Annotated in this window: 21 protein-coding genes; 9 read left to right on the top strand and 12 right to left on the bottom strand. The window is 65.3% G+C overall.

Going from position 1 to position 23,394, the window contains the following annotated elements:
* Nucleotides 1-44: 44 nt before the first annotated feature.
* From DPQ64_RS11380 to DPQ64_RS11390, 3 genes are all read left to right on the top strand, one after another.
* Nucleotides 45-881 carry a proline dehydrogenase family protein gene (locus DPQ64_RS11380; protein WP_115864467.1) on the top strand — a complete coding sequence of 279 codons (837 nt, stop codon included), beginning with the start codon at nucleotides 45-47 and terminating at the stop codon, nucleotides 879-881.
* Nucleotides 882-1,279: 398 nt separating this feature from the next.
* A complete protein-coding gene (locus DPQ64_RS11385) occupies nucleotides 1,280-1,891 on the top strand; it encodes a DUF502 domain-containing protein (protein ID WP_115864468.1) in 612 nt (203 codons plus the stop codon).
* A gap of 72 nt (nucleotides 1,892-1,963) precedes the next feature.
* Nucleotides 1,964-2,194, top strand: coding sequence for a hypothetical protein (locus tag DPQ64_RS11390; protein WP_115864469.1), 231 nt, complete (start codon nucleotides 1,964-1,966; stop codon nucleotides 2,192-2,194).
* A 100-nt stretch (nucleotides 2,195-2,294) separates the two neighbouring features.
* On the opposite strand, the gene DPQ64_RS11395 is transcribed toward DPQ64_RS11390, so the two are convergent.
* The 4 genes from DPQ64_RS11395 to DPQ64_RS11410 all read right to left on the bottom strand — a co-directional run bounded on the left by DPQ64_RS11395 (nucleotide 2,295) and on the right by DPQ64_RS11410 (nucleotide 5,369).
* Nucleotides 2,295-3,227, bottom strand: a complete 933-nt coding sequence (locus tag DPQ64_RS11395) for a branched-chain amino acid transaminase (RefSeq protein WP_115864470.1) — start codon at nucleotides 3,225-3,227, stop codon at nucleotides 2,295-2,297.
* 80 nt (nucleotides 3,228-3,307) lie between these two features.
* On the bottom strand, nucleotides 3,308-3,964 hold the full coding sequence (gene ribB, locus DPQ64_RS11400) for a 3,4-dihydroxy-2-butanone-4-phosphate synthase (RefSeq protein WP_115864471.1): 657 nt from the start codon (nucleotides 3,962-3,964) through the stop codon (nucleotides 3,308-3,310).
* Nucleotides 3,961-4,668, bottom strand: a complete 708-nt coding sequence (locus DPQ64_RS11405) for a DUF120 domain-containing protein (protein WP_115864472.1) — start codon at nucleotides 4,666-4,668, stop codon at nucleotides 3,961-3,963. Before DPQ64_RS11405 ends, ribB begins: the two co-directional genes overlap by 4 nt.
* A gap of 77 nt (nucleotides 4,669-4,745) precedes the next feature.
* Nucleotides 4,746-5,369 carry a hypothetical protein gene (locus tag DPQ64_RS11410; protein WP_115864473.1) on the bottom strand — a complete coding sequence of 208 codons (624 nt, stop codon included), beginning with the start codon at nucleotides 5,367-5,369 and terminating at the stop codon, nucleotides 4,746-4,748.
* Nucleotides 5,370-5,627: 258 nt separating this feature from the next.
* Between DPQ64_RS11410 and DPQ64_RS11415 the strand changes: the two genes are divergently transcribed.
* A complete protein-coding gene (locus DPQ64_RS11415; RefSeq protein WP_115864474.1) occupies nucleotides 5,628-6,074 on the top strand; it encodes a helix-turn-helix domain-containing protein in 447 nt (148 codons plus the stop codon).
* Nucleotides 6,075-6,113: 39 nt separating this feature from the next.
* Here the strand turns inward: DPQ64_RS11415 and twy1 are convergent, their stop codons facing one another.
* The 4 genes from twy1 to DPQ64_RS18800 all read right to left on the bottom strand — a co-directional run bounded on the left by twy1 (nucleotide 6,114) and on the right by DPQ64_RS18800 (nucleotide 11,157).
* Nucleotides 6,114-7,091, bottom strand: coding sequence for a 4-demethylwyosine synthase TYW1 (gene twy1, locus DPQ64_RS11420; protein WP_115864475.1), 978 nt, complete (start codon nucleotides 7,089-7,091; stop codon nucleotides 6,114-6,116).
* A 92-nt stretch (nucleotides 7,092-7,183) separates the two neighbouring features.
* Nucleotides 7,184-10,486, bottom strand: coding sequence for a type 2 lanthipeptide synthetase LanM (gene lanM, locus DPQ64_RS11425; protein WP_115864476.1), 3,303 nt, complete (start codon nucleotides 10,484-10,486; stop codon nucleotides 7,184-7,186).
* A gap of 133 nt (nucleotides 10,487-10,619) precedes the next feature.
* Nucleotides 10,620-10,775, bottom strand: a complete 156-nt coding sequence (locus DPQ64_RS18795) for a hypothetical protein (RefSeq protein WP_157971675.1) — start codon at nucleotides 10,773-10,775, stop codon at nucleotides 10,620-10,622.
* Between the two features lie 226 nt (nucleotides 10,776-11,001).
* Nucleotides 11,002-11,157, bottom strand: a complete 156-nt coding sequence (locus tag DPQ64_RS18800; protein ID WP_157971676.1) for a hypothetical protein — start codon at nucleotides 11,155-11,157, stop codon at nucleotides 11,002-11,004.
* 474 nt (nucleotides 11,158-11,631) lie between these two features.
* On the opposite strand from DPQ64_RS18800, the gene DPQ64_RS11430 reads away from it, so the two are divergent.
* Nucleotides 11,632-12,906, top strand: a complete 1,275-nt coding sequence (locus DPQ64_RS11430; RefSeq protein ID WP_115864477.1) for an outer membrane protein assembly factor BamB family protein — start codon at nucleotides 11,632-11,634, stop codon at nucleotides 12,904-12,906.
* Nucleotides 12,907-13,126: 220 nt separating this feature from the next.
* Nucleotides 13,127-14,947, top strand: a complete 1,821-nt coding sequence (gene argS, locus DPQ64_RS11435) for an arginine--tRNA ligase (RefSeq protein WP_115864478.1) — start codon at nucleotides 13,127-13,129, stop codon at nucleotides 14,945-14,947.
* A gap of 29 nt (nucleotides 14,948-14,976) precedes the next feature.
* Here the strand turns inward: argS and DPQ64_RS19805 are convergent, their stop codons facing one another.
* The gene (locus DPQ64_RS19805) at nucleotides 14,977-15,111 is read right to left on the bottom strand and encodes a hypothetical protein (protein WP_269814483.1); all 135 of its coding nucleotides are present in this window, start codon (nucleotides 15,109-15,111) and stop codon (nucleotides 14,977-14,979) included.
* Nucleotides 15,112-15,167: 56 nt separating this feature from the next.
* Entirely contained in the window at nucleotides 15,168-16,781 is a 1,614-nt protein-coding gene (gene minD / locus DPQ64_RS11440; RefSeq protein ID WP_198662102.1) for a cell division ATPase MinD, read from the bottom strand.
* Nucleotides 16,782-17,104: 323 nt separating this feature from the next.
* Between minD and DPQ64_RS11445 the strand changes: the two genes are divergently transcribed.
* The 3 genes from DPQ64_RS11445 (at nucleotide 17,105) to prf1 (ending at nucleotide 20,883) form a co-directional block, all read left to right on the top strand.
* Entirely contained in the window at nucleotides 17,105-18,832 is a 1,728-nt protein-coding gene (locus DPQ64_RS11445; RefSeq protein WP_157971677.1) for a methyl-accepting chemotaxis protein, read from the top strand.
* Between the two features lie 195 nt (nucleotides 18,833-19,027).
* Complete coding sequence (locus tag DPQ64_RS11450; RefSeq protein ID WP_157971678.1) at nucleotides 19,028-19,492, top strand: pyridoxamine 5'-phosphate oxidase family protein; 465 nt, start codon at nucleotides 19,028-19,030, stop codon at nucleotides 19,490-19,492.
* Between the two features lie 149 nt (nucleotides 19,493-19,641).
* Nucleotides 19,642-20,883 (top strand): peptide chain release factor aRF-1, encoded by a 1,242-nt coding sequence (gene prf1 / locus DPQ64_RS11455; RefSeq protein WP_115864482.1) that lies wholly within the window; start codon nucleotides 19,642-19,644, stop codon nucleotides 20,881-20,883.
* An 85-nt stretch (nucleotides 20,884-20,968) separates the two neighbouring features.
* On the opposite strand, the gene DPQ64_RS18805 is transcribed toward prf1, so the two are convergent.
* Nucleotides 20,969-21,691: a hypothetical protein gene (locus DPQ64_RS18805; RefSeq protein WP_157971679.1), complete on the bottom strand. Its 723-nt coding sequence runs from the start codon at nucleotides 21,689-21,691 to the stop codon at nucleotides 20,969-20,971.
* A 503-nt stretch (nucleotides 21,692-22,194) separates the two neighbouring features.
* Nucleotides 22,195-23,187: a radical SAM protein gene (locus DPQ64_RS11460; RefSeq protein ID WP_115864483.1), complete on the bottom strand. Its 993-nt coding sequence runs from the start codon at nucleotides 23,185-23,187 to the stop codon at nucleotides 22,195-22,197.
* Nucleotides 23,188-23,394: the final 207 nt, after the last annotated feature.

The raw sequence follows: 23,394 nt of genomic DNA on the forward strand, positions 1-23,394 counted from the left end.
CGGGAAACCAACGGTATAAGAGTGGAGCGTTCGAAGCCCCGACCATGATACCGCCCATCGCCAGTAAGTTCGTCGCGGGCGAGACGCCGGCGGAGGCGCTCGACCACGCCCGCGAGCTAAACGACCGGAACGTCGCGGCGATACTCAACCTGCTCGGCGAGCACTACGACGAGCGCCGCCCCGCCGACGAGGACGCCGAGGCGTATCTTCGGCTGGCCGAGGACATCGGGGCCGCGGACGTCGACGCCTGCATCTCGGTCAAGCCCTCCCAGATCGGCCTCGATGCGGGCGTGGAGGTGTTCCGCGAGAACGTCGAGCGAATCGTCGAGTACGCCGCCGACCGCGACGTGTTCGTCTGGATCGACATGGAGGATCACACCACGACCGACGCGACGCTCCGTGCTTTCGAGGAACTCACGGTCGAGCACGGCGGCGGGGTCGGCGTCTGCCTGCAGGCCAATCTCAAGCGCACGCCCGAGGACCTCGAACGTCTCGCGGACCTGCCCGGCAAGGTCCGGCTCGTGAAGGGCGCGTACTCCCCGCCCGAGGAAGTCGCGCTCACGGAGAAGTCGGCGGTCGACGAAGCGTACCGCGACCAGCTCGAATACATGTTCGAGGAGTTCGACGGGGGAATCGCAGTCGGGAGCCACGACCCTGCGATGATCGACCGCGCCCGGGAACTCCACGACGAGCACGGCACCGACTTCGAGGTACAGATGCTGATGGGCGTTCGCGGGGACGCTCAGTTCGACCTCGCCGACGAGTACGAGGTGTACCAGTACATCCCGTACGGCGACAAGTGGCTGTCGTACTTCTACCGCCGGGTGGCCGAGCGCAAGGAGAACCTGCTGTTCGCGCTCCGGGCAGTGCTCGGTCGGTAGTACCGAACTGTTCCACGTTTTACCGGGGTACCGCGCCCCACCCGACGTTTCACCAACACCCTGATCTAGAGACACCGTCTAAATAGTACACCTGAGATATTCATTTTATATATCTATACATAATATATTAGTAGGTAAGTGAATAACATGCATAATGGAGGTGAACACATGCTAGACTTCTTCGCCTGGGGCTGTGGCTACCACTACGGCGTCGGCGTGATCTGTCTGGGCTGACGTGAGCCCAGCACGTATCGCTTCTCAAACACGTCGCGGACGACGCCCGCGACGAACCCCCCATCGCAATCAGTCGCCTCACCGCAACCAGTCGCGGATTCCCGGCCACGCGTTCAGACACGTAGCATCTAGTTTATAATCCTCCAGTCGGATATACCCGATAAATGGCCTCCTGGAAACGTGACATCGCGAGCGGTCTCGTGGTCCTCGCGCCGCTCATGGTGACGGCGTACATCGTCGCGTGGCTCTACCTCAAGATCGCCGGCCTCCCGTTCCTGGAGGACATGTCCCCCGAGATCCTCCGAGTCCTGACGGTCCTCGCGGTGTTCAGCCTGCTGGTCCTCAGCGTCGGCTACATGATGCGCACCGCGGTCGGGTCGCTGGTCGAGGGTGCTATCGACAACGTGATGAACCGCCTTCCGGGCCTCCGCATCGTCTACAACGCCTCGAAGATGGCGGCCGAGACCGCCTTCTCGGACACGACCGACCTGCAAGCGCCGGTGAAACTGGAGACGTGGAACGGGATGCGAATGACCGCGTTCAAGACCGGCAAAACCGCCGAGGACGGCCGCGAACTCCTCTTTCTACCCACCGCGCCCAACATCACCACCGGTTTCGTCGTCGAGGTGGAACCGAGCCGGTTCGAGGAGACCGACGAGAGCGTCGAGGACGCGCTGACCCGCGTACTGAGCGCCGGGTTCGGCGAGACCAGCGAGTCGGGGATTCCCATCGACGTTCGGGACGAGAAGGAGGTCGAGTCGCCACCCGCGAAGTAGTCTGGTCGCGTTACTCGGGGGCGTTTTATGCTGAGTGTGCCTTTATCACGCCACGTATTGTACGATTTGTCGATGGGTAGCGGATTCCGACTGACGCAGATGTCCCGGAAGACACTCCTCGTCGGCGTTCTCGTCCTCGTCGGGATACCGGTCGCTGTCTTCGTACTCGTCACCCTCTCTGACGCGCCGTCAGGGGTTGCGTGGTGGGGTACCGTCGTCCTCCTCTATTACTTCGTCTTCGGAGCGTACGTCTATGCACGATACGGGGGAGAATGGAGTATGCCCCCAGAGGGGAGACAATAGATTCGCACTCGGACTTATCGGAACGGCCAACTCCGCGTCGATTTCGAGAGCGAACGAAGAATTCCGAGAACAAACGAAGCAACCACGCGACCGACTCCCGCTACTCGACGTACGTGAACCAGTCCTCGTGGTCGTCGGTCCGGCGGTTCACCACGTCGAAGAACCGCGACTGGATCTCCTCGGTGACGGGGCCGCGGCCGCCGTTGCCGATCTCGACGTTGTCGACCTGCCGGATGGGCGTAACCTCCGCGGCCGAGCCGGTGAAGAACAGTTCGTCTGCGGTGTTGAGTTCGCCTCGCGAGATGGTGGCCTGATCGTGGACCTCGTAGCCCAGCTCCTCGGCGAGCGTGATGACCGACTTGCGGGTGATGCCGTCGAGGATGCTCTCGGCGAGGCCGGGCGTGTAGATCTCGTCGTCGCGCACGAGGAACAGGTTCTCGCCCGGTCCCTCGGCGACGTTGCCCTCCTTGTTGAGCACGATGGCCTCGGCGAAGCCGTTCCGGCGGGCCTCCTCGCCCGCGAGCATGCTGTTGACGTACAGCCCGGTGGTCTTGGCGTTGGTGGGGATCTGGCTGGAGGAGTGCTTGCGCCACGACGACACCATCACTTCGACGCCGTTCTCCAGCGCGTCGTCGCCGAGGTACGCGCCCCACGGCCACGCCGCGACGGCGGTTCGGGTCGGACAGTCTCCCGGGCTCACGCCGAGGCTGTCGTAGCCGTAGAAGGCGACCGGCCGGACGTAACACGACGCGAGATCCTGCCGCCGGATCAGTTCCATCGTCGCGTCGGTCAGTTCCTCGGGCTCGTGGTCGATGTCCAGATCGTAGGGTTTCGCGGACTCGTACAGCCGGTCGAGGTGCGCGTCCCACCGGAAGATGGCCGGTCCCTCCTCGGTGTCGTAACACCGGACGCCCTCGAACACGCCGCTCCCGTAGTGCAGGCCGTGCGTGAGGACGTGGACCTGTGCGTCGTCCCAGTCGACGAACTCCCCGTCCATCCAGATCGTGTCCACGTCCATCTCGTCGAAGCTCATACAGACGGACGTTCGGAGGCCTCCGTAATGAGTGTTGACGGTTCGGTGGCGGACGAACGCGGAAAACGAGAACGTCGCAGCTATCCGAGTCGCTCGACGATCTCCGAGCCCTCCAGGTACGCCAGCCCGTTGCGCTCGGCGTACGCCCTCGCGTCTGCGGGCGCGAGCGCCTCGCCGGTCTCGTCGTCGAGCATCTCGCAGACGACGACGGCGGGCTCCCGGCCGGCGGCCGCGGCGAGCGCGATCCCTAACTCCGTGTGCCCCTCGCGGTCGACCAGCAGGTTCGGGGCGGCGCGAAGCAGGTGGATGTGGCCCGGTGCGCGGAACTCGTCGGCGAAGTCGACCGATTCGGGGTCGGCTGCTGCCTCCGCGAGCGCCGTAATCGTCGCCGCGCGGTCCTCGTCGGTGACGCCAGTGTAGGTGTCGCGGTGGTTCACCGGGAGCGAGAACGACGAACGCTCGTCGTACCCCAGTTCGTGGTCGCCGGCCGCGGGGTGGTCGAGCGCCTCGTCGAGGAACGGCAGGCCGAACGCGTCGGCCACCTCGTCGGCGAGCGCGACGCAGACGAGTCCGCCAGCGTCGTTGCGCATCCGCGAGACGTCCGCGGGGGTGACCGAACCGGCGGGGTAGATGAGATCCGTCTCGCCCTCGCGGTCGGCGGCGTCGTGGACCAGCACCGGCGACCCCTCGCGGAACGCCTCGATTGCGGCGTCGACGCTCCCGGCGGTCTGGCTCATGACTCCTCCTCGACGTGGACGGTGACGTGGTCGCCGTCCGCCAGCCCCAGTTCCTCGCGGAGCTTCACCGGAGCGATGACCTCCAGCTGGTCCTCGTCGTGGTGAGTGCGCTCTGGCGCGATGGTGTGAGCCTGCTCGTACACCTCGCCGTCCTGCGTTTCGATCACGGCGGGGTAGCAGACCGCCGGGCCGTACGTTCGCTCGTCGTCTTCCCAGCCGTCGATGGGCACCGGGTCCAGCGCCTCCATCGCCGACCGGGCGCGGATGCTCTCGTCGGTCAACTCGACGTTGAGCGTGCCGAGGAACGGCTCGTAGCCCAGTCGGTCCTCGAACTGCGCCATGTACCCCGGCAGCGAGATGTAGTGGCGGCCCTCGCCCATCCCGCTGGTGACGGTCCCCGTGAGATCGACTCCCGCGGCGGTCTCGAAGACGCGCCGGTAGTCCTCGTACTCGCGCTTGAGCGCCCACTCGCCGTCCTCGGTGATGGAGATCCACTGGCCGTCGCTGACCATCTCGCGCTCGACGAGTCCGGCGTCGTCGAGCCCCTGGAGCCGTCGCGAGGCGGTCTGGTTCGAGGCGTCGAGTCGCTCCGCGAGCGCGGAGCAGGAGACCTTGACCTCGCCCTCGAGTCCGCCGTCGAGCGCGAGGAGTTTGAGCGCGGCGAGTTCGTCGTAGCCGACCGCGCGCGGCCGTGTCGCTGACATACCTGCCACTCCGGTCGCTCGCGGTTTAAGCATAACGGAACCGGTACGGCACTCAAAATTGGAAACGAGATGACGAGCTATTCGTCTAGTAGTGCCATCTTATAATCGTTGATACAGGTCTCTACACCACGCTCGACCTCTTGTGGGGGAGCATCTTCCGGAGCCTCGAACTGATACACCTGTCCGCACGCTTTGAGAGTCTCCACGAAGTGCGCGAACATCCCGTCGAAGGGTTTCTCCTCCCGGTCGAGATTCGGATAATCACGCTTGAAAACGGTGAGTTTCTCGCGGTATGGACGGTGGTCGAGCCATCCAGCTTCCCACTCGTGGCCGCCTTCGGAGTTCTCGTATAGTGCGACGATATGTGTTGCGCGCTTCGCCATGATCTTGAACTGCGTTGTCCAGCCCAACACCGAGTCATCGAACGTCTCTAAGTCCTTCAACAAGAACGGCTCACCAACTGATTTTAGTCGGTTGGCGACGAGCCGAAGCCTGTCTTCGTCGTCGTAGTTCCCGAGAACGAAGAACGACCGGTCGGCCTCGGTGATGGGAACTACGTCTGTCTCGACCGCGCGCTTGAGCGTAGCATACTCGTTGCGGTCGATGGACTGGTCAGTGAAACACTCGTACTCGTCAAGCAGCGCGCCGAGCTGTTTGGCGGTGTCGGAGGCCGATCCGTCGTCCGGCTTTCCGTCAGTCATACTCGATTTCGAGCCACACCTCGTGTAAATAGCTAGGGGTCGCTTCTGGAACACTGCCCAGAAAGGACCAAAGACTCGCGAGCGCTTCGCGCCGCCGGTGTAAACATTGCAGACCCGAATGGACCGGTGCGCGCAGCGAATCCGCATCTAAACACTACCGCCTCCGAGTCCCGACTCCGTCCATCCTGCCCCAGACCATGTGCATATTTTGCACAAGGTTCTTGTAGTAGGACCTACTAAGCCACACTAAGAAGACAGATGGCCGACCTCACCACCACCGCGGGCGGGGCCGACACCGCGGACGCCGACGCCCGCGACGTGACGGAGATGCGCCGTCAGCTTCTCCACGTCGCCACCGAGGACGTGGCCCACCAGTTACTCATCGACGTTGCGGGCCATCCTGAAGGTGCGCCGAGCGAGAAGGAACTGAACTGGACGAACCCCGACGTTTCGCGCCGGACAATCGGCCGACGACTACGCGAACTCGTGGAGGTGGGGGTCCTCGAAAAACTGATCTACGACCCCGGCGAGCAACCCGACGACGCCGACTCGACCGTCCGAACGTTCTATCAGTTCACCGAGCGCGCCCGCAACCTGTTCGACGAGGTGGGTATGTTCGACTCCGACGTGTGGCGACCCGTGTACGCTCGCGTCGAGAAACCCGAGGACGTGCGGGCCGCCGAAGCGGTTCCACGCCCGAACTGACGACCGGACCGTTCTCTATCGAACTCGCCGAAAACTGAATTAGTCCCCGGTAACCGGGTCCCGACTCCAGAACTCGCTGTCTTTCTGCAGCTTCGGGACCCACGTGTCGTCGGTCTTCGACAGCAGGGCGACCCGCGAGACGGGCACCTCCTTGAGATACTCGTGGTCGGGCATGTGCTCCTGAACGTCCTCGGCGAACGCCATCACGTCCTCGTGGTCGAGCATCGACTCCCTCGCGACCCGGTCGCGCGATTCGCCGACGTGCATGTACGACTTGAGCTCCACGAAGTCGGGGTCGGCGCGCCGGTAGAACCCCGCGTACCAGTCGGGATGGTGGACGTTTTCGCCGCCGACCAGCGTGGTCCGCAGCACCGTCCGCGTCTCGTCTTTTTCCGCGAGCACGTCCATCGTCTCGACCAGCTTCTCCCACGCGTCGTCCTCCATCGCTTTGACGACCTCGTCGAACGTGGCTCGCTCGGCGGCGTCCACGCTGACGTACAGCTGGGTCGGGTCGCACTCGCGGAGGACATCGGGCCGGGTCCCGTTGCTCACGAGGAAGGTGGTGATGTCTCGGTCGTGGAAGGCGTCGATAAGTTCGGGGAGATAGGGGTAGAGAGTGGGTTCGCCGTCGAGGCTGATAGCGACGTGGCGGGGCTCCATGCTCTGCTCGAACACCTCGCGGGGCACCTCGTCGTTACCGCCGAAGCCCGACAGGAGCTTGCGCTGGAGGTCGATGCTGGCGTCCACGACCGCCTCCGGGTCGTCCCACTCGACGCCGTCGAGTTCGTAGGCGTGGCCCGCGTGATCGCGCCAGCAGAACACGCAGCGCTCGTTGCACTTGACCACGGGCGTCATCTGGATGCACCGGTGGGACTCGATGCCGTAGAAGATATTTTTGTAGCACTTGCCCTCGCCGCGCAGCGCGTTGGCCGTCCACCCGCAGGTCTGGGCGGCGGTGTGGTTCTCGTGGTGGTAGTCCGGCGAGTCCACCTGCTTGGGGCCGTCCGATTCGCTCATTACTGGGTGGATGGAGGCCGAGGGTGAAACCTTCTTTCCTCTGTGACCCGCGCGTTCCGTCCTCCGCGAGTCGCGCCGCGTCTGTGCCCGGCTTACTCGAACAGCAGCAGCGACGGAAGCTCTGGATTCGCGACGCGCAGGAGCGCGTACCCGACGCCACCGAGCCCCCGGAACAGCGTCGGGTCCGGCCGGGTCGGCGTTCCCGCCTTCAGCGCCCACCAGCCTTCGTCGGTTCCGGCGACGACTCTCCCGGCGATGCGTCTGGCTCGCTGCTCGTACTCCGGCGCGTCGAGCTGTCGCCCCGCCTGCAGGAACAGCTCGATCCACGAGGCACCACCGCAGCAGGCGTGGTCGTGGGGCGGCAGCCAGTCCACCGGGGCTTCGGACAGCGCGCGCTCGACGTCCCGGTGGACGGCGTCGTCCGGGAGGGCCGTCAGCGTTCCCAGTCGCGCCAGCCCGATTCCGGTCCGACCGTTGCACCAGCCGTCGACCGTCCCGTCGGCGCGCGCCCGAAGGTCGGCCCACTCGCCGGCAGCGGGGTCGTAGTGGTCGTCCTCGAACGCGACGGCGTCGTGGGCGGCCTCCCGGAAGCGGCCCTCGCCGGTCGCCGCGGCGAGCCGCGCGAGCGCGTAGCCGATGCCCGCAGCGCCGTGCGCGACTCCGGTCAGGGGCTGGTCCTCGAAGCCCAGTGGCCAGCGGCCGCCCGACCGGCCGTCCAGCAGGTGCTCGCCGCAGGCCACCGCGCGGTCGAGCACGTCCGCGTCGCCCGTCCGCTCGTGGAGCGCCACGAGACCGAGCACCGCGCCCGCCGCACCGTCTAAAACGGCGTAGTTGTCGTCGGCGGCGACGCGCTCGTCGGTGATCGTCGCGGCCAGCCGGCGGGCGTCGGCGAGGTAGTCGGCGTCCGGACAGTGGTCGGTGTCGGCGAGGCGGTCAGCGCCAAGCAGGTCGTCGAGCACGGTGAACCCGTAGACGAGCCCGCCCGCGCCAGTGACACCGATCCCGTCGTGCGCGCCACCGGCTCCATTGGACGCGTCGCCGTCCATCACGGACTCCCGGACCCCCGCCGCCGCGTCGGCTGCCAGCGCGGCTGCGTCGTCGGCGACCATCCCGTCGGCCGTGGCGGCGATTCCGGCCGCGAACACGGCGACACCGAGGCGGCCGCTGTACAGGCTCTCGTCGATCCACTGGAGCAGGATGCCGCCCTCACCGCGCGAGGACGGCACGTACCACGCGGGCGGGCCGTCGTCGCCATCGTCGGCAGCGGCCGAGCCGTGGTCGAACTCGGCGGCGGCCGTGACGCGGTCGAACGCGTCCAGCGCGGCGCGCTCGGCGGCGTCGTCCGACAGCGGTTCGGGGTCCCCGACGGTTCGGCCGGCCGTCGCGTCGGCGTGGTCGCTGCGGTCTTCGGGGTCAGCGCGGTCCTCGGGGTTGGCGCGGTCTTCGTGGTCGCCGTGCTCGTCGTCGCCGTGCTCGTCGCCGCTCCCGCTCTCGCCGAACGCCAGTTCCGCGTACCGACACTGCTCGCGGCGGTCGCTCGCGTCGAGCGCGCGGAGCTGCTTCTCGACCGACTCGCGCGGCGACAACGCCGCGAACTCGGGGATCGAATCCGCGGGACCGCCGAGCGCGGTCCCGGTCGTCGACATCGAGAGACGGGGAACGTCGAGTCGCTTCAGCGCCGCCGTCTCGTGGTCGTGGACGCTCCCCGGGGCGTCGACGTCCCCCGTCGTCTGCGGGCGGGCGAGCGCCTCGAACTTGCAGCCGACCTTCAGGCCCGTCCGGAGGTACTCGGGGGTGGTCAGCGACGAGAGGATCGTGCTGTAGGTCCGGGTCGCCCGGTAGAGCACCCGAACCTCGGAGTCACCGAACGCGGCCAGCGGGCCGTCCTCGGCGAGCAGCGCCTCGCGGGTCCCGGCCACGGCGTCGTGGGCCGACTGGAGCCCATCGCGGAGCGCCTCGAAGCACTCTTCGGCGGGAATCGTCTCGCCGTCCACCCGCGGGAGGTTCTCGAACGTCTCGGGGTCGCGCTCGACGGACTCCATCTCCATCAGGTCGGTGCCGACCGCGGTGAACGTCCGGCGCTCGCCCTCGCCGGGCAGTTCCTCGGCGCCGAAGCCGCTGAGGTCCGCCCAGTCGGAGTCGGGCTCGTGGGTCGGTAACAGCCCGGTCCGCAGCACCGACTCCATGACGGCCGGCGAATCGCTCCGGGGGAGCCTGTCGTCGGGGAACCCCGGGTAGGCGAGGGTCTCGAGGTCCACGACGACCGGGTGTTCGCCCGCCGCGATCAGGTTCTCGAGGTGGCCGTCGATGAACCGGAGCGCGTACAGCACGCCGAGCAGGACGCCCGCCCGGTGGTAGTACCGATCCGCGGCGTCGCGGTCCGCACACGGCTCGGACTCGACCCACTCCAGCCAGCCGTACTCCCCGCGATTCAGCACCGCGGGCCGGTCGACAGCGGGCAGCTCCGTTCGCTCGGCGAGCCAGTCGAGCAGGTCGTAGAACCCGGCCTCGACGTCGAGCGGTCGCGGCTTGTAGGCGACCCGGACTCCCGACTCGAAAGTGACCGCGAGCACGGCCCGCCCGTCGTCGTGGCGGTCGCCCGCGGCGTCGATCGCCTCGACCGCGCCGAGGTCGCCGTCGCCCGACCAGTCGCGCAGGGCCACCCGGTCGGCCGCCAGCCGGCCCGCGAACTCCTCGACCGCGGCGACCCACTGGCGGATCGTCGCCACCAGCAAGCGCGCCAGCAGCGCGTACTCCTCGACGAATCGGACGAAGCCCTCGCCCAGCATCGCGTCCGCGAACTCGCGGTAGTAGCGACGGTCGTCCTCGGGCGGGTCGGGGTCGTCGGCGAACGCCAGCTCGTGGTCGTGGTGGGCGACGTAGGACTTGAACTCCACGAACAGCGGGTGGGCCGTCAGCTCCGAGAGCCGGCGGTAGAGCCACGGTTCCGCCGCGTCGACGACCGCCGGCATCTCGGCCGGAGCGACCGACGGGTCGACCCGCTCGCGCGCATGGTCCACGACGGGGGCCAGCAGGTCCACGAACGGGACCACGTCCAGCGCGTCGGGTGACGACGCCCCGCGGTCGGCGGCGACCACGGCCGCTCCCACCGACTCCAACTCGTCGACCCATTCCGGGAGCGGTTCGTCGGCCGGCCAGCCGTGGGTGGACACTGCAGCCCGCGCCTCGTCCTCGGAGACGCCGAGGTGGTCGAGGCGACGCCGGAACGCCGCCGGGTCGCCGTCCGCGACCCGGTCGCGCCACTCCGCCAGCCACTCGCCAGGCTCCTCGACGGCCGGCCCGCTGTTGGCAGGGTCGTCGAGGCGCTCGCGAAGCGTTCGCGCGCGGCCGGCGATCCGTCGCTTCCGGTCGTCGGCGATGCTCGCGTCGCTCACGGCGACGCCTCCACCGGCCGTCGCCGTTCGAGTGCGATTCCTCGCCGCCTTCGTCGGCTGTGCGGCCGTCGCCTATCGACATCTGACACCGACTGAACGAAAGAGATCAATTCTCTACTTTTTCGCGCGGATCTTATCCGCTGAGCCCGCAGCATAACTCTGTGGCGAACATCGACGCGGAGGGTCGGGCCGCGTCCAACTCGTCCGGAACCTCGTGGTCGTCGTGGCAGTACTCGGTCTCGACTTCTTCGCGCACGGATTCGCTGTCGGTCTGGAGTGCAACTGACATCGCGTCTCCAGCAACTGAAGCCAATAAATTAAGCATTTTCATTTTTGTAGCTATCATTATGGAAATTGGGGGTCAAAGAGCGCTCCTGCCGACGTATCTACCACGGACTCGGGCACCCGCCCGGCGCAGTGTCCCGGCGTGGTCGAACGCCAGTCGGCGTATAACCGCCTCTAATCGACGTTTGACGCCGACCGAAAGAAATGAATTCTTGGTTATTCGGCGAGGCTTAGCCGCTGTAGCCGCAGCAGAACTCCGAGGCGTACATCGACGCGGACGGGAGGCCCGCTTCCAGCTTGTCCGGAACCTCGTGGTCGTCGTGGCGGTACTCGGTCTCGACTTCTTCGCGCACGGATTCGCTGTCGGTCTGGAGTGCAACTGACATTGCGTTACCACCCATCACGCCCAGTAAATTAAGTATTTTCCCTCTTGTAGTTATTACTATATAAATAGGGAAAAATACTCTCCATCCGATGTCCCTGTCGCGGACTCGGGCAGTCGCCCGGCGCAGTGTCCCGGCGTGGTCGAACGCCGGTCGGAGTGCGGGTCGCCGGTCTTCGCCGCCCCTCGAAGGCCGAGCCGCTTCGATGTAAAGCGGATAACTGTGTAACGGACGACGTGGTCGAACGATAGGTAGACGGCCCCCGAGCAGGCGTGAGTTCCTCGGCATCGCGGGTGTGGGGGGCTCTCCCGGACGACCCGGCTTGGATCCGACCCCACTTCGGGGGGGTTGCGGATGCGTAAAATACGACGTGAGAACCTCGTGTATTGGCCCGGATTGTGTCGGATAGACTCTCGTCGACTACTCATGTTGCGGAACTTTTATGTGTAGTTAATCCTACTTAAAAGTGACAAAGGCATGATTGGTAGTGACGACTCGAAGCTAGTGACGAGACGCCGATTCGTTGCAGCCGCATCCGGACTATCGTTGGTCGGTCTCGGTGTTACCGTCGATAACGTCCCCGCCCCGAAAGCCGAGACGAACTGGACCACAGACGAGGGTTCACGCCGTCCCGTCGTGCTTCGGATGAAGGATGACCAGACGCTCTATCTCGCTACCGAGAACGCGCTGGTGGCGAAGTCCTCGGAAGACGGTTCCGAGAAGTGGCGATTCACGGAGATCGGAGACTATCCTTTCGTTGCTCCACGACACGTCGGTGACGATAGTCTGCTCGTTCCCGGAGAAAAGCGGATCTGCTGCGTCGACACCACGACTGGGTCCCAGCAATGGCAGTTCGAGCTCACAAAAAGTGACACGCGCGTCCAACCGTGGCTATTCGACGGACGAGCATACGTCGCTGACGATGCATTGCACGTTCTCTCGGCTGAAACCGGGACGGTCGAGTGGACGTTCGCTCCGCCGACCCCGATTTCGGAGACGTTGCCGACCGACGAGTCTGTGTACGTAGGTACGAACGAGGGAACGGTGTCCGCGCTTTCAGTCGACACGGGAGACGAACAGTGGCGGTTTACAGCTTCTGGTCCTTTGGGTCGCTCGTACGCGGCGCTCACGTCAATCGACGTTTCGTCCCCGGACGATTCTACAGGTGGCGACCAGTTCGAATCGATTTACGCGTGGGCGAGGGGCGACAACCGGCTCTACAGTATCTCACGGAGCGACGGAACTGAACGATGGCAGTTCACGTCGGACAGCGGCCACGTCGTTTTTCCCGGCGTCGCCACGACGGAACGCGTCTACCTCGTCGATGGATCCGAGTATCTCGCCCTGTCTCCTGTCGATGGGTCCGTCGAGTGGACGTTCGACGCCGACGAGAGTCTGAAGTGGTTCTCCTCGGTCGAAGACGGGACGGCGTACGTTCACACCGACAGCGAACTTCACGCGATAGAGACGAGTGACGGGACTCGACGGTGGCGGTTCGAACTCGATAGTTCGCAGGCCCCCGTCGTTCCGGACGCCGGCGTCCGTCGAATGCGTGGTGACGACCCCGTCACTTCCGTGGTCGCGCTCGACTCGCAGTCGGGGTCGGTCCGGTGGACGCTCGATGCCCCCGAGCAGTTCGAATCTGCTCTCGTTGGAACTGACGACGTGTATCTCGGCACTACTACCGGAACGGTGTCCTCGGTCGCTGGGCCGAACTCACTGGCTGCGACCATTCGACGTGCCGTTCGGTAGAACGAACGTCCGTCGTCACGGATTCGACTGTAGTCGATGACGCGACCTCCGGCAGGTCTCATTGCTGGGGGTCGGATAATCTGTTCGTTCGGCATTCTTCTACGTTCCCCGTCGGACCCAGTGGGCCTACTATCCGGCGCGAATCGCCGCGGAACTTCGTCGACAGCTCCCATGCGCTTCAGAAACCCCTTTATCCGCCGGTCGAAAACCAACGGACAACATGTATCTCCAGTTCAGGGACGACGTGGAGGCGGCGCTGACCGCCGCGCTCGACGCGCTCGACCTCCCGACCGACGACCTCGGTGTCGAGGACCCGCCCGAGGGCGTGGACGCGGTGCTGGCCTCCAGCGCGGCGTTCCGGCTCGCCGGGGAGGTCGGCGCGCCGCCGCCGGAGGTCGCGGGCCAGATTGCCGACGAGATCGACGCCGACGAGCACGATCTGCTTGCGGCCGCCACAGCACAGGGTCCGTACGTCAACTTCCTGCCGAGCGACGCGTACTACGAGGGCACCGTCGAGGCGGCCCAGCAGGCCGACTTCGGCCACCTCGAACCCACGGGCGAGGAGGTCGTCGTCGAGCACACCAGCGCGAACCCGACCGGTCCGGTCCACGTCGGGCGGGCGCGCAACCCCATCGTCGGCGACGCCGTGGCGCGAGTCCTCTCCTTCGCGGGCCACGACGTGGACCGGCACTACTACGTCAACGACGCCGGCAGGCAGATGGCCGTGTTCACGTGGGCCTACGAGACGTTCGACGAGGACGACCTCGACTCGCCGCCCGAGCGCGACAAGCCCGACTACGACCTCGTGCGCTACTACCGGAAGGGCAACGCGGTCCTCGAATCGGGCGACCCCGACGAGGTCGAGGCAGCCGAAGACGAGATCCAGGCCATCATGCAGGGCCTCGAAGCGGGCGACGAGGAGACGTACGAGCGCGTCCAGGAGGTCGTGGATACGGTCCTCGGCGGGATGCGCGAGAGCCTCGACCGCCTGCCCGCGGAGTTCGACGAGTTCGTCAAGGAGACGCGGTTCCTGCGCGACGGCTCTGCCGACGACGTGGTCTCGCGCATGAAGGAACTCGACGCGGCCGTCTACGAGGAGGAGGCGTGGCAGCTCGAACTCGACGAGTACGGCATCGACAAGAACCTCGTCTTCCTGCGCTCGGACGGCACCACGCTGTACGCGACCCGCGATCTGGCCCATCACGAGTGGAAGTTCGAGAACTACGACCGCGCGGTCACCGTCCTCGGCGAGGACCACGAGCTACAGGCCAGCCAGATGAACGCCACGCTCGACCTGTTGGGCCACGACGTCGACCGGCTCCGGCAGGTCGTCTACTCGTACGTCAACCTCCCGGAAGGGAAGATGTCCACGCGCGCGGGAACCGGCATCGACCTGGACGACCTGCTCGACGAGGCGGTCGCTCGCGCCCGCGAGGAGGTCGAGACGCGGCTCGACGACCGCATCCGCGACGACGACCTGACCGACGAGGACGTGTCGCGCATCGCCGAGCAGGTCGGCATCGGCGCGGTCCGGTACGACATCGTCGCCAAGCAGCCCACGAAGGCCATCACCTTCGAGTGGGATCGCGCGCTGGACTTCGAGGCCCAGAGCGCGCCGTACGTCCAGTACGTCCACGCGCGCTGCTGCGGAATCCTGGAGGAGGCCGGCGTCGACCCGCGCGAGGCGCAACGTGCCTCGGATGCGAGCGGTGAAACCGCGAGCACCGCCTCGGCAGCGGTCGCCGAGGGGTTCGACGCCAGTCTGCTCGAAACCGAGGCCGAGCGCGACCTCGTGGAAGTGATCGGCCGGTTCCCCGCCGTCGTCGAGGAGGCCGCCGAGGAGCTCCAGCCCCATATCGTCGCCACCTATACTCGCGAGATCGCCGAGACGTTCAACACGTTCTACCGGGAGTGTCCCGTCCTCGCGGACGACGTGGACGACGACCTGCGGGACGCCCGCCTCGCGCTCGTGGCGGCCGCGAAGCACGCCGTGGGGAATTCGCTGCAGGTACTGGGCGTCGCCGCGCCGCGGTCGATGTGATCGCGTAGACTCGATTCGACTCCCTCCGACTACCCGGGAATTACGAGTCCTGCCGCGCTCACGAGGTCGCTGCCGACGAACAGCACCGCGCCGGCTCCGGCCCCGAGCGCCAGTAGCACGAACAGCACGATCCACCAGAACGAGATCGAGGTGTCGTCCGCCATACCGTCGGATTCGAGCGCGAACTGCTTAGATGTTGAGGCGTTCGCAGTCGCAAGCGTCACTTGAACAGCGACCCGAGCCGACCCAGGATGCCCGAGCTATCCTCGTCATCGTCGAGCGTCCCGGTCTTCACCCCGTCGGCGTCCACGCCTCCGGACTCGACGGTCTCCGTTTTCGTATCTCTCGACTTGGGATCGCTCGATTCGGTCTCGCTCGACTCACCGTCTCCGGAGTCCGAACCGGGACCGTCATCCCTCCCGTGGCTTTCGCTTCCGTCGCCTGCCGGCGGGCGCTCGCGCTCGGCCGCGACCGCCGGTGTCTCACCCGCGCTCGACTCCTCGCTGGCTGACGACGCGTCGCCCGCCTCGGCCAGCGGGTCGGAGCCACCGTCGAGCGGGTCGGAATCGTCATCGAACGGGTCCGACTCGCCGCCGCGGCGGTCGTCGTCACCGGCGTCGCGCTCGTGCGCACTCTCGTCGTCGCCGCCGAGTCGCTCGTCGCTCAGGTGCTCGTCGATGAGGTCGTCCACGCTCCGGGCCTCGCCGTCCTCGTCCGCACCGGTGGAATCCTCCTCGTCCGAATCGGCGACTGTCCCTTCGCTCGGGACACCAGCGGTTTCCTCAGTGGAGTCGACACCCCCGTCTTCCGAGGGGTCGACCGAGGCGTCCGCTGGCGAGTCGACTGCTGCGCTCTCGGCTTCCTCGCGGGACTCCGCCGTTGCTCCCGACGACAGCGGATCGCCCGCGGGTCGCTCGGCCTGCTTGCGGATCTCCTCGGCCGCCTTCGCGAGTTCGCCGCCGAGCAGGCCGTCCGAGTCGCTGCCGATGGCATCGGTGCTCCCGGCGGCCGCCTCGCCAGTCGGTCGGTCCCCTGCCGACCCGGAGTCGGAGGCGTTCTGCGGCGGGTCGGCGTCGAACGCGGCGTCGACGTTCGCGCCGCCGAGGTCGAGTTCGAGGTCGGGGTCCGCCTCGCCGGTCAGCACGCCGGCGAGGTCCCGGTAGGCCTGTCCGGCGGGCGCGTTCGGGGCGAACGCCGCGAGGGGTCGCCCGGCGTCGATGCCCATCGGGACCGCCTCGTCTTCGGGCACGACCGCGATCACGTCCGTTCCGAGGGTCTCCTCGACGTCGTCGGCACTCAGGATGTCGCTGCTGCGCTGGGTCAGGACCGCGCCGTACACGTCGGTCTCCACGCGCGCGGCGAGTTCGCCGGTCTTGGCGGTGTCCCGGACCGAGGCCACGTCGGGCGTCGCCACGAGGAGGACGCCGTCCGCGAGCGCGAGCGGGACCAGCACGTCGTAGCTCACGCCCGCGCCGGTGTCGAGCAGCACGTAGTCGTACTCCTCGCGGAGGTCGGCGACGACCCCGTCGAGGTTTCCGGGGTTCGAGCGCGCGAACGCCTCGATGGCGGTCGCGCTCGGCAGCACGTCGATGTCGCCCGGCGCGCGGTAGATGGCGTCCGCCGCGTCGGCGTCGCCGGCCAGCACCTCCTGGAGGGTCGGCGACCCGATCTCGAACTCCAGAAAGTCCGCGAGGTTCGCCATCCCGAGGTCGGTGTCGACGACCACGACCTCGTGGCCCCGGTCGGCCAGCATCGCTCCGAGGTTGATGGCGGTCGTCGTCTTGCCGACGCCGCCCTTCCCGCTCGCTATCGCGTACACGCTTCGTTCTGACATGTGTTCGTTGTCTGCAACCACCCACGACACGCACATAAAGTTAGTCCGTCGCGGGCGACACTTCCGCCGAATTCCGGGGGTTGACGCCTCGTGCGTCGGTCGCGCGTCTGACGGACGCGGAGGGTGGAGTATCGATGGGTGGGTGGAGCATCAGTGGGTGGGTAGAGTATCGATGGGGAGCGAAGAGCGTCGGTTGGGAAGGGCGAGTGTCCGGTCGCCGAACGGACCGAAATCGAACGCGTTCGACGGTGGATTTACCGGTTCTCAGTTGCTGGGACTCCCCCCGGCTATTTATCGACGATACCGGACAAGTCGAGAACACGATGATTCGTGAGGCGTTCTCCACCTACGAACGGGGCCTCTGGTGGTCGATGGACCGCCTGGGCGTGAACGAATCGGTCGAACGGAAGATACTGGCTGCGGTGGGAATCCAGTTCGGGTTCTCCGCGTTACAGGCCGCGATTCCGCTGGCGTTCTCCGGCCGACTCCGGTACGCGCTGGTCGCGGCGACGTTCGTCGGCGCGGGAATCGCGTTCCTCAACACCGTCCTGATCGCCAGACGCGACATCGTGGAGCCGATAACCGAGGTTCGGCGAACCGCCGCGACCATCGGCCGGGGGGAGATCTCGGACGCGTCGGCCCCCGAGATCGACCAGCGCGACGAGATCGGCGACCTCGTCGACGCGGTGTCGGAGATGGAGTCGTACCTATCGGTCGTGACCGCCCAGTCGCGAGCGCTCGCCCGCCAGGAGTTCGACGCGGCCGTCCTCGACGAGGACGTGCCCGGTGAGTTCGGGGACTCGCTCGACCGGATGGCGACCAGTCTCCGGGAGTACACGACCGAACTGGAGGAGATGACCGACGAACTGGAGCGCCGGTCGGCGGATCTGACGCGGCTCGTCGAGTCGTTCGGCGAGGCGGCCGAGCGCGCGCGGGAGGGCGACCTGACCGCGACCATCGACCGCGACGACTTCGACGGCGAGCAGGGCTTCGACGACGTGATCGAGAACTACAACGAACTCGTGGGGACGCTCTCGCGGACTATCGGCGAGATCGCGTCGTTCTCCGACGAGGTCGTCGCGGTGAGCCAGCAGGTGCTCGACGGGGTCGACGAGGTGGACGACGCCAGTCGGATGGTCAGCGAGTCCGTCGCGGAGATCGCCGACGGCGCGGCCAACCAGACGTCACAGCTCGAGGACGTGGCCTCGGAGACGACAGACCTCTCGGCGACCGTCGAGGAGATCGCGAGTTCCTCGGGCGAGGTCGCAGAAACCGCCGAGCGAGCGACCGCTCGCGGCCGGTCGGGACGGGAGGCGATGGACGAGACCATCGCCGAACTCCGGGACCTCGAAGAGCGGAGCACCGCGACCGCCGCGAGCGTGGAGGCGCTCGTCGAGGAGATCCAGTACGTCGACGAGATCGCGTCGTTCATCGACGAGGTGGCCGACGAGACCGACGTGCTCGCGCTCAACGCGTCCATCGAGGCGGCGCGCGCGGACGGTGACGGCGACGGGTTCGCGGTCGTCGCCGACGAGGTGAAGTCGCTCGCCGAGGACACCAAGTCCTCCGCGGGCGAGATCTCCGACCGGATCGAGGACATTCAGGCGCAGGCCGAGGAGACCGTCGCCGACATCCGGGCGATGAACGACGCGGTTGCCGGCACGCGATCGGAGGCCGAGGAGGCGATGTCGGACTTCGAGACCATCGTCTCGGTCATCGAGGAGGCCAGCGCCGGCATCCAGGAGATAAGCGACGCGACCGACCAGCAGGCCACGTCGACCGAGCAGGTGGCGGCAGCGGTCGACGAGGTGGCGGCGGTCAGCGAGCAGACCGCCAGCGAGGCCGACACGGTCGCGGCGGCGGCCGAACAGCAGACTGCGTCGGTCTCGGAGGTCCGCGAGAGCGTCGGGACGCTCTCGGACCGCGCCGAGCGGCTCGACGAGATGCTTCGCACGTTCGAGTTCGACGACACCGACCGGTCCTGGGAGTTCGAGTCGCCCACTGCAAAAGACGAGCCGGAGGGGCGTCCACAACAGCTATCCGCTCGATGAGGTGCTATCCGCACGTGGGCTACTATCCGACTGGTAAGGTGCTGTCTCGTCAGTAAGATACTATCCGGTCAGTGGGATGCTGTCCGGTCGATGAGTCGTTTCTCCGTGTAGCTGAGCTTTCACTTCCTGGGAACGGGGAATTTAGTTAATACGTGAGGCCGAATACGTTCGGTCGAGATGGATATCCAAACGGTATTGTCGGAGAGGAAGAACAGCGTCGAGTTCGACTCCTCGATGTCGGACTCGGAGATCGAGACCGTACTCGGACGTGCGAACCACGGCGTCCTCTCGCTCGCGGACGCCGACACTGCCTACTCCATACCGATGTCGTACGGGTTCGACGCCGACGCCAACGCGCTCGTGTTCCAGTTCGTACTCCACGCCGGCAGTCGAAAAGGTGCGTTCCTCGAACAGACCGAAACCGCGTCGTTCACCGTGAGCCGGACTGACGACGAGGATTGGTTCAGCGTCGTTGCGGAGGGTCCCATTTCGCCGGTTCCGGACGAGCGCACGACGGACGCCTACGCCGCGATCGCCGAATCCGCGTGGTTCCCCGATCTCACCGTGTTCGACCGGTCCGTGACCGAGACGGAGTTCGAACTGTTCGAACTGTCTATCGAATCCCTCGACGGTCGAAAAGCTCCCGACGCGGAGGTGTAGTGAGTCCCCGACGCGGAGGTGTAGTGAGTCCCCGGCTCGGAGGTGTAGCGGACCGCGGTAGCCTCGGCCTGTCGTGGCCGCCGTGACGTCTGCTCCGTCCTCCAGCAGGTCGTAGGTTACTTACCCGCTGGAGCGCCTAGACGCTATCAATGAGCGAGCAGGAGGGCGAGCAGTCCGACAGGAAGAACTACGAGTTCCGGAGGGTCATCGAGGACCTGAAGGAGTACGAGGGCTCCGGGACCCAGCTCGTCACCATCTACATTCCCGAGGACAAACAGGTCAGCGACGTGGTCGCACACGTCACGCAGGAGCACAGCGAGGCGAGCAACATCAAGTCGAAACAGACCCGGACGAACGTTCAGGACGCGCTCACGTCCATCAAGGACCGGCTGCGCTACTACGACACGTTCCCCCCGGAGAACGGCATCGTCATGTTCAGCGGGGCCATCGACACCGGCGGCGGCCGAACCGACATGGTGACGAAGGTGTTGGACAGTCCGCCGGAACCCATCCAGTCGTTCCGGTACCACTGCGACTCGGCGTTCCTGACCGACCCGCTCGAGCACATGCTGGCCGACAAGGGGCTGTACGGCCTCGTCGTCCTCGACCGCCGGGAGGCCAACGTCGGGTGGCTGAAGGGCAAGCGCGTCGTACCGGTCAAGTCCGCCTCCTCGCTCGTGCCGGGCAAACAGCGCAAAGGTGGCCAGTCCGCCCAGCGGTTCGCCCGTCTCCGGCTCGAAGCCATCGACAATTTCTATCAGGAGGTCGCCGAGATGGCCAACGACCTGTTCGTCCCCGAGCGCGGCGACCTCGATGGCGTGCTCGTGGGCGGCCCCTCGCCGACGAAAGACGAGTTCCTCGACGGCGACTACCTCCACCACGAGATCCAGGACAAGGTCCTCGGCAAGTTCGACGTGGCCTACACCGACGAGTCGGGCCTCTACGACCTCGTCGACAGCGCCGAGGACGCGCTGGCCGACGCCGAGGTGATGAAGGACAAGCGGGAGATGAAGGAGTTCTTCAAGGAACTCAACGGCGGCGAACTCGCCACCTACGGGTTCGAGCCCACTCGCCGGAACCTCATCATGGGCTCGGTCGACCGCCTCCTGCTCAGCGAGGACCTCCGCAAGGACGTGGTGGTGTACGACTGCGGCGATGCCGAGGAGTTCGAGTTCGTCGATCAGCGCGCGGACACGCCCGAACACACCTGCGACGACGGCTCGGAGGCCGAGGTGGCCGAGCGCGAGGACGCCATCGAACATCTGATGAACATCGCCGAACAGCGCGGCACCGAGACGAAGTTCATCTCCACGGACTTCGAGAAGGGCGAACAGCTGCAGTCGGCATTCGGCGGCGTCGCGGGCATTCTGCGGTACTCGACGGGCGTGTAGAGAGATTAGTTCTTTACGCGAGTCGCCCGAGTGCGGAAGTAATATTAAATTCAGTGCCCCGCGGGCGAACTGCCCTGCATCGTGGTTAGCAGTTACCTGGGTACGGATTTGAACACCCTGCACCACCACACCACGGATGGGCCTTACAGCAGTCGCAGATGTACATTGCTTTGCCACACTGATGGAACACGGTGACGCAGCTGCAGGTCGTACACCAGACGTTATTGCATCCATCACAGTCGCTCAATCTGCACCCACCGACCGGTTCTGGACAGTCTGAGTCCGCCGTAGCCATTTCATCTGTATACTCGTCCATGTATGTTGCTTGGAGAGACTCGTCGTTGACTTTATCCGGTGTGTCAACGAACACGCTGTCCGTTTTTCGGCTGAATCCAATCGTCAATCCTCCGTCACCCGTTGGGATGCGGATGGTAACGTACTGTAAGGACTTCGCATCAACCTTTCGCTTGACTAACTGAATACTGTTTGCGTTTTCACTAACCAACTGTTTGACATTCTGGTCTGAGAGTGGTGCCGATCCGTCCAATTCGATTACACCCTCATCAACTAGCAATGAGAGGATCTCCCGTCTGTTTTCCATCATTTCCCTCACCTCGTTCGTGCTGGGCTCTCCTTCGTCCGCAGTTCCCGTTGGGAAGCTGATCAGGAACGCAACCACGGCAATGATCTGAGTACTTATTTTACCTAATACCGTTCGTCGACTCTGCTCGGATTCTGCATTCGTACTTAGACTATTCAGGACAGCTCTACTTGAGATCTCTTCTGAGTCTCTTCGTTTATCTCCCATACCATTACTACATCCTTCTCTGCAATATATTTTTCGAGTCTATTTAATAAATGTAATATCTTTCTCCTGTGTGTAGAAAGTGTCTGTAGAAACGGGGCGAGGCCTAGTGATTCGCTGGCACCGTACTTCTCTTCGAAACACGTCCGCCCACAATGGTGCAATGATTTGGTTGTTCTCTTGTTGTTGTTGGTCACCGTGTTCTTCGGCAGTCTCGGTTCTGCACTTCTCATGAGTCTCTGAATACCGGAGCATCAGCACGTTTCACTATCCGGATGATCTGGGGAATTCAGAGCGCTATTGGATCACGCTTTCGTGAGTCTCGCTCGGCTCGGTCGAGAGACCATCGACGAGCGACCTGACGAACTGATAATCTTCGCCGGAATCCGACTGCTGGTACTCGTGCTATCCGCGGATCTCATTTCTACTTAACCATCCCGTTCACCGAAATAGTTTAGCAAGAAATGACCAGTGGAAGTTGAGGTCAAAAACTTGCTGGTGGAACCCTACGCTAGCGGCGTCCGCTCGACGACCTGTCCGTCGTAGCTGGGGTACTGCTCGACGATCTCGCCCTCGTCGACGTCGCCGTCCTCGACCATCTCCTCCAGCAGCCACCACGCCAACTCGACGTGGTCGGACTTGACGGTGTAGAACTCGTCGGGGACGCCCAGTTCCTCGAAGCGCTGTTCGGCCGCCCACGTCTTGCCGTACACCAGCGTGCCGTCGTCGGTCACGTCGTCGAACGCCCGGCGAACGTTCCGCGCCATGCGCTTCATCCGATTGCGGTGCTGGGCCGCGTCCTTGAACACGGAGGTGCAGAAGTAGACGCGCTCGTGGTCGCCCATCTGGTCGAGAATCTCTTTCGACCCCTCGACCGCGCTCATGTGGCCGTCCTGTAGTTCGTAGCCCTTCTCCTGCATCCGGCGGAAGTTCCCGTCGCTCATCTCGAACTCGTTGACGTTGCAGAAATCCGCCGCGCCCTCGTCGAGGAAGTCGAGGAACTCCTGCTCGGCGCGGATGCCCGGAATCTCGAACGCGGGAGTCAGTCCCTCCTCGCGGGCGATATAGAGGATCTCCTCCCACTCGGTGCCGTGCATGTCGCCCCAGAGGTCGAGCGGCGGGTGGAACCTGATCTCGTCGAGCCCCGCTTCGGAGAGCCGGCGCATATTCTCGCGCCCGCCGGTGATGCCGGTGTAGAGGTGGGTGTGGTGGTCCTCGCCGAACTCCTCTTTCAGCAGCGAGAGATATCGGCAGGTCTTGGCCATCGCCTCCTGCGGTTCCCCGCCGGTGATGGAGGTGCCGAGCGCGTCCATGCGCTTGGCCTCCGCGATCACGTCCTCGTCGGACTCGACCTGCCGCTCGTTGGCGTACACGTCGGTGACGTTCTTCCGGTTCTCGCCGAGCGGACAGTAGAAGCAGTCGCGCTGGTCGCAGTAGCCGTAGACGAACAGCACCATCTTCCCGCCTTCGGCGCACTGTTCGCAGCCCTTCGAGATCATTTACTGTCCACGTATACTGGGCCGACGCTGAAAAACTGTGCGCATTACGACGTAGGGGCTATGAGGAGGCTCGGTGACGTGTGGACCGCCCCGATTCGTTCGAATCTCCGGACTGGTGTCGATAGTCATCGCGGAACTAGCTACTGCTTGAGCCTCGGCGATACCGCACGGCACCGCCCAGCCCCGCCCAGCACCGAGACAGCCTCA

The organism is Halorussus litoreus, assembly GCF_003382685.1.
GTDB classification, from domain to species: domain Archaea; phylum Halobacteriota; class Halobacteria; order Halobacteriales; family Haladaptataceae; genus Halorussus; species Halorussus litoreus.